This window comes from Chrysiogenia bacterium (assembly GCA_020434085.1).
GTDB lineage: Bacteria > JAGRBM01 > JAGRBM01 > JAGRBM01 > JAGRBM01 > JAGRBM01.
Window position 1 is genome coordinate 1 of sequence record JAGRBM010000518.1, and the last position, 6,281, is coordinate 6,281.

Consider the following 6,281-nt stretch of genomic DNA (forward strand, 5'->3'; position numbering starts at 1 on the left):
ACGATTCCCGAGGTCTCCAAGACAATTTCTGTCGTGGATTTTGTCGAGCGCCTGAACAAGTCCCTCCATGCCGAGCGGCCCGAGTTCGATCGGGTTCCCGTGCAGGCCGACTTCGAGCCCGGCGGCGCCGAGGTGAAATACCTCGAGGAAACCGCCACCGAGGAAGAGCTGGCCATCGCAAAGGAAACGGGCACCATCAGCGCCAAGGACTACATCGCGCAGATCCTGCTGCTCTATACGATCCAGGATCCCAAAGAAGACCTCACCGACATGGTCGACTACCCCTATGAGAACGCCCGCATCTCCGCGCGCATTCCCTTCCTGGGTCAGAGCCGTTCGGTGCAGATCGTCAAAGATATCGAGAACTACATCAGCACCACGTTCCCGGGCCTCCAGCACGGCGTCACCGGGCTGCTAGTCCTCTACAACAACATGGGCGACTACGTGAACCGCACCCTTCGCGAGAGTTTCCTCATGGCGGTCGTGATCATCATGATCATCATCGGCATTGCGCTGGGCTCGCCGCGCTGGGCGCTGCTCTCGGTCATTCCCAACATCTTCCCGGTGATCTGGGTACTCGGGCTCATGGGTTTCACCGGCATTCCACTCGACGTGGGCACGGTGCTCGTAGCGGGCATCACCATCGGCATTGCCGTCGATGATTCGATCCACTTCCTCTCGCGCTATTCGCAGGCCAGGAAACGCGGGCTCGGCGCGCAGGATGCCATTGCCCACGTGCTGCGCCACTCGGGACGCGCCATCGTGTTCACCAGCGTGATCCTGGCCGGCGGTTTCTGGATGCTGGTCTTTGCCCAGTTCAAGCCGACCGCCTACCTGGGACTCATCTCGGGTGTCACCATCGTCTTCGCCCTGCTGGCCGATCTGCTGGTTCTGCCCGCCATTCTCTACCTCGTCGATGGGAATGGCGAGGAGAGCGCGGCTGCTCCCACCGAAGAGGCCTGAGCCGCGATTTCCCGAATCAGTACCGGCACTTGGGGCATCCCACCAGCGAGCGACCCGCCCGGCGGAGAACGCGTCGGCAACCATGCTTGACCCGCGCGCTGCCCATGGGTTAACACAAGGCGCTCGCCGGGGCTTAAAAGCCTTGGTATTCCAGCAAGTTAAGTGCGTTTTCGAGCGCCGCTCCCGAAGGGAGGGCGCCCGGGCAGACGCCAGAAGACAAGGACGAGACAATGCCGGTAAATGTTCGCATTCCCACCCCGCTGCGCAAGCTGACCGACAACCGTGACCAGGTGGAGGCCGAAGGCGCCACCGTGGGCGCGCTCATCGAAGATCTTGAGAAGAAGCACCCGGGTCTCAAAGAGCGCCTGTGCGATGAAGACGGCAAGGTCCGCCGCTTCGTCAACGTCTTTCTCAACGACGAAGACATCCGCTTTCTCGAGAGCCTCGACACCCCGGTCAAGGACGGCGACGAGCTCGCGCTCGTGCCCGCCATTGCCGGCGGTCGCTGAGCCGAACAACCCGCGCGATCAAAGTCCCCGCCCGCGTGCGGGGGCTTTTTTCTCTCGCGTGATTTTCGCGACACCGGAAACCACAGACCCATGGGCTTCAGCAATCCCCACTACAATGTGATCGAGTTCCCCGACGCCAAAGAGCGCGAGGCGCTCTTTCCCAAGGGCTCGATCCTCAACCTTGTGGGCAACACCCCGCTGGTGCGGCTTCGCAATGTGACCCGCGAACTGCCGGAGGGCGTGGAAGTCTGGGGCAAGTGCGAGTGGATGAACCCCTCGGGTTCGGTAAAAGCGCGCCCTGCCCTGTGGATGATCAAGGACGGCCTGAAAACCGGCAAGCTCCATCCCGGCAAGACGATCCTCGATTCGACCTCGGGCAACACCGGCATTGCGCTCGCCATGATCGGCGCGGCGCTGGGATACCCGGTGACGCTGGTCATGCCCGCCAACGCCAGCGAGGAGCGCAAGAAGATCCTGCGCGCCTACGGGGCCGAGCTGATTCTCTCCGATCCGATGGAGGGATCCGACGGCGCGATCATCAAGTGCCGCGAGATTCTGGGGGCCGATACCGCCGGCAAGTATTACAAGCCCGATCAGTATTTCAATCCTGCCAATCCCCAGGCCCACTACGAATCGACCGGCCCGGAGATCTGGAAACAGACCGGCGGCCGTGTGACCCACTTTTTCTCGAGCTTGGGAACCGGCGGCACGTGCTCTGGCACCGGGCGCTACCTGCGCGAGGTAAGCGGCGAGAAGGTCCGCATCCTGGCGGTCGAGCCCGACAGCCCCTTCCACGGGATCGAGGGGCTCAAGCACATGGAAAGCTCCATCGTGCCCGGCACCTACGACGCGCAGGTCCACCACGAGAAGCTGCCCGCCCCCACCGACAGCGCCTACGACATGTGCGTGCGCGTCGCCAAGGAAGAAGGCATGCTCGTGGGCCAGAGCTCGGGCGCGACCATCGATTGCGCCATTCGCTACGCCAGGAAGAACAACATCACCGAGGGGGTGTTCGTCCTCATCCTCTGCGACAGCGCCGAGCGGTACCTCACCACGGCCGTCTGGCGCGATACCGAGGACGAGTTCGAGGCTCGCAAGCAGGCCCACGAGGCCGCCGGTGAGGCGAGCCCCAGCCACGGCAGCGAGCTGTGAGCCAGCGGAGCAAACCATGAGAAAACTCACCCTGAGCCAGGAAACGGCCGACGCGATCCGAAGGCACTGTGAGAGCACCTACCCCAACGAGGGTGTGGGCCTGCTGGTGGGGCGCCTCGACGGCGACGACCACATCATTGCCCGCGCCGTGCCGGTCACGAACGTCGATCCCAAGCCCGATTTCTTCCGCTGGGATGACAAGGAATACCTGCAGGTCGACAAGGCCGCGCGGGGCGACGGGCTCGACATCATCGGGCTCTTCCATTCCCACCCCGACCACCCGGCCATTCCCTCGAAGACGGACTTCGAGTTTGCCGAGCCCTGGGGCGATACCTTTGCCTGGATTATCGTGAGCTGTAAGAAGGGGGTCTCGGACACGTTCCGAAGCTGGACGGTTGACCCCGGTCTGGGCAAGATCGGCGAGTTCCGTGAGCAGGATGTTCACTTCGCCGAAGAGAAAATCGAGATCACCCAAAAGTAGAGAGCAACAAGAGACGAAAGACAATGAGCCTTACCGAAGAACAGATTGAACGCTACTCGCGCCACATCCTGCTGAAGGAAGTCGGCGGTATTGGCCAGGAAAAACTGCTGAACGCCAGGGTGCTGCTGGTGGGCGCCGGCGGCCTCGGGTCACCTGCCGCCCTGTATCTGGCGGCCGCAGGAGTGGGAACCATCGGCCTCATGGACTTCGACGACGTCGACATGTCCAACATGCAGCGCCAGATTCTCCACTCCATGAAGGACGTGGGCCGGCCCAAGGTCGAATCCGGCAAGGACCGCATGAATTCGATCAATCCCGACGTCAACGTGATTCCCATTCGAAAGCGTGTCGATTCCGACAACGTGATGGAGATCTTCAAGGACTACGACGTCATTCTCGACGGCTGCGACAACTTTGCCACCCGCTATCTGATCAACGATGCCTGCGTGTTCCTGAACAAGCCCAACGTCCACGGATCGATCTTCATGTTCGAGGGCCAGGTCACCGTGTTCAAGCCCCATGACGGGCCCTGCTACCGCTGCCTGTACCCCGAGCCGCCGCCGCCGGGCACGGTTCCCTCCTGCGCGGAGGCGGGCGTGATCGGCGTGCTCCCGGGCATCGTGGGCTGCCTGCAGGCCATGGAAGCCATCAAGCTCATCCTCGGCGAGGGCGATCCTCTGGTGGGCCGCCTGCTCAAGTTCGATGCGCTCCCCATGACGTTCAAGAACTACAAGATCCGCCGCGACCCCGCCTGCCCGGTGTGCGGCGAGAACCCCACGATCACCGAGCTCATCGACTACGAGGAGTTCTGCGGCGGCATCGGCGAAGGGTAGCTTCACTGCTCGCTTCCCATTTGTCCGACCCGAAGGCCCCTGCTCATGCGGGGGCTTTCTTTTTGCTTTGAACATTCTCCACTAGACTGGGTGCGAAGAGGCGGATCACCAATGTTTGAAATCAACTACCTGGCCATTCTGGTGGGCACAGTGCTCTACCACGGGCTCGGCGCGCTGTGGTATTCGAAGCTGCTCTTTGCCGATCGCTGGATGGAACTTGAAGGAATCAGCGCCGAGCAGATCGACGCCTCGAAGGAGCGCGGCATGGCCGTGCCGCTTGCGGGGGGATTTCTGGTCGCGCTCATCGTGACGGGCACGCTGGCGGTGCTGATCTCCCTGCTTCCCATTCAGACCGCGGCGCAGGGAATGCTGGTCACCGCGCTCATCGCGTTTGGTCCCGTGCTCGCCGCGCAGCTCCCCAACTACCTTTTCACCGACAAGCCGCTCGCCCTCTGGGGCATCAACGCGGGCTACCACTACGTGGCAACGCTGGCTGCGGGCGCGGTGATTTCTTTCTGGCGGTAGAAAGCAGCGAAGCTGCCCGATGCTCACTGAAGAACAGATCGAGAGATTTTCGCGCCACATCCTGCTCAGGGAAGTGGGCGGCGTGGGCCAGGAGAAGCTGCTGGCCTCGAAGGTGCTGCTCGTCGGCGCGGGCGGGCTGGGATCCCCGGCGGCGCTGTATCTGACGGCTGCGGGCGTGGGCACGCTGGGGCTGTGCGACTTCGACACGGTCTCGCTCTCGAACCTGCAGCGGCAGGTGCTCTACGGGACTCAGGACGTCGGCCGTCCCAAGATCGAGCGCGCGGCAGAGCGCCTTCGCGGCATCTGGCCGGAGGTGAAGCTCGACCTGATCGGCGAGCGCCTCACACCCGAGAACGCGCGGCGCCTCATTCGCGGCTACGACGTCGTCATCGAGGGCTCGGACAATTTTGAGACGAAGTTCCTTGTGAGCGACGCCTGCGTGGCCGAGAAGAAACCCGCCGTCATCGGCGGCATCCTGCGCTGGCACGGACAGATCCTCACCGTGGTTCCCGGCGCCGCCTGCTACCGCTGCCTGTTCGAGCGCCCGCCGCCCGCCGGCACCGCCCCCACCTGCGCGCAGGCCGGCGTCATCGGCGCCCTGGCCGGCCTTGTCGGCAGCATTCAAGCCGCCGAGGCCATCAAGCTCCTGCTTGGAATCGGCGAGCCGCTTCGCTCGCGCCTTCTGACCATCGAGGCCCTCGGCGGGCTCTTCCGCGAAGTGCCGCTGGGAAGGCGGGAGAGCTGCGAGGCGTGCGGGGAGAAACTGCTGAATCCAACACGGAATTGGTAGAGTAGCTATCCCTCTGATCGTGCTTTACGGATTTGGTCAGCGGCATCATACCCCTCACGTGTCACTCGAAATACTTCGCCCTTGTACCCCCGGTCAGCAATCAGACCCAAATCTATCAACTCGTCGACGGCACCCTGCCAGATTGCTTCTGATCTAGCGTTTCCGAATTCGTTTAACGTCTTATTGTTCGTTGAAATTTGAAGCCCGCCCATCGATCTCAAACACATGAGGCTCCCACTACTATCCGCAGCAGCCTCTAGAATGAGAGTAGCTGCTTCTTCGCTCAGCGTTGCCCGGAGATAACCGTCTGGAACCTCTTCGCCCTCTTCGCCTTCGATTTCTGCACTATCGGAAAAATATCGTTGAATAGTCTGCGCTAACTGTCGTCGGAATTTCTTTCCGAAACTTTCAATCGAATCATATCTTTCGATCAGTCCTTTAGCCTCGCAGTCGTTTCTAAATGCGACCACATTGTCGTACTGCTCACGATCAATACTCTCCGGCTCGACCGGCAAGCTGGAGAAATAGATCATCGCGGGCTTCCCAGCAGCGACGATCTCATTGATTTCCTCAACCGTTCCGCTGGGATGATTCGCCGTCGGGCTCCCTAGACGGGTCCAAAATACTGCTACGAGTAAGTCGCAGAATTCGACTACTTGTTTGTTTATTATCTGCTGAGCCTCTTCTCCCATTTTTGGGGAAGAGTGGGTTTCCCAGCTAACTGGCGATAATACAATGCGTGACTTCCTGCTGTGTGTCGCATTCCATTCATGGACTATCTCACGAATTAACTCCCGCTCACGTGTAACATCAGATGGAGATGCAATCATGACGTCTAAGACTGTGGCTTTGTAACTCATACCTACCCCTAGCCTACCCACATTTGCGGGGCCCTGAATGCATTCAAAGATAGTCGCGTTCATCGTTTATTTCCATTAGTTATGAAACGCTCCGCCAATTTTACGCCCAATTACTCTACCTTTGGTGGACTGCCCCATGTGACCCCTTCTGTCACACCCCGGCCTTAT

8 protein-coding genes are annotated in these 6,281 nt (G+C 61.0%); 7 read left to right on the top strand and 1 reads right to left on the bottom strand.

What is annotated here, in order from left to right; all coding sequences use genetic code 11:
- The 7 genes from KDH09_17365 to KDH09_17395 form a co-directional block, all read left to right on the top strand.
- Positions 1 to 963: MMPL family transporter (locus KDH09_17365; protein MCB0221470.1), on the top strand; the 963-nt coding region annotated here is incomplete at its 5' end.
- A 230-nt stretch (positions 964 to 1,193) separates the two neighbouring features.
- Positions 1,194 to 1,472, top strand: coding sequence for a MoaD/ThiS family protein (locus tag KDH09_17370; protein ID MCB0221471.1), 279 nt, complete (start codon positions 1,194 to 1,196; stop codon positions 1,470 to 1,472).
- 90 nt (positions 1,473 to 1,562) lie between these two features.
- A complete protein-coding gene (locus KDH09_17375) occupies positions 1,563 to 2,624 on the top strand; it encodes a pyridoxal-phosphate dependent enzyme (protein MCB0221472.1) in 1,062 nt (353 codons plus the stop codon).
- Between the two features lie 16 nt (positions 2,625 to 2,640).
- Positions 2,641 to 3,105, top strand: coding sequence for a M67 family metallopeptidase (locus KDH09_17380; GenBank protein MCB0221473.1), 465 nt, complete (start codon positions 2,641 to 2,643; stop codon positions 3,103 to 3,105).
- A 23-nt stretch (positions 3,106 to 3,128) separates the two neighbouring features.
- Positions 3,129 to 3,938: a molybdopterin-synthase adenylyltransferase MoeB gene (gene moeB, locus KDH09_17385; GenBank protein ID MCB0221474.1), complete on the top strand. Its 810-nt coding sequence runs from the start codon at positions 3,129 to 3,131 to the stop codon at positions 3,936 to 3,938.
- 111 nt (positions 3,939 to 4,049) lie between these two features.
- Positions 4,050 to 4,463 carry a DUF1761 domain-containing protein gene (locus tag KDH09_17390; GenBank protein ID MCB0221475.1) on the top strand — a complete coding sequence of 138 codons (414 nt, stop codon included), beginning with the start codon at positions 4,050 to 4,052 and terminating at the stop codon, positions 4,461 to 4,463.
- Between the two features lie 19 nt (positions 4,464 to 4,482).
- Entirely contained in the window at positions 4,483 to 5,253 is a 771-nt protein-coding gene (locus KDH09_17395; GenBank protein MCB0221476.1) for a HesA/MoeB/ThiF family protein, read from the top strand.
- Positions 5,254 to 5,258: 5 nt separating this feature from the next.
- On the opposite strand, the gene KDH09_17400 is transcribed toward KDH09_17395, so the two are convergent.
- Complete coding sequence (locus KDH09_17400; protein MCB0221477.1) at positions 5,259 to 6,113, bottom strand: DUF4062 domain-containing protein; 855 nt, start codon at positions 6,111 to 6,113, stop codon at positions 5,259 to 5,261.
- Positions 6,114 to 6,281 lie beyond the last annotated feature (168 nt).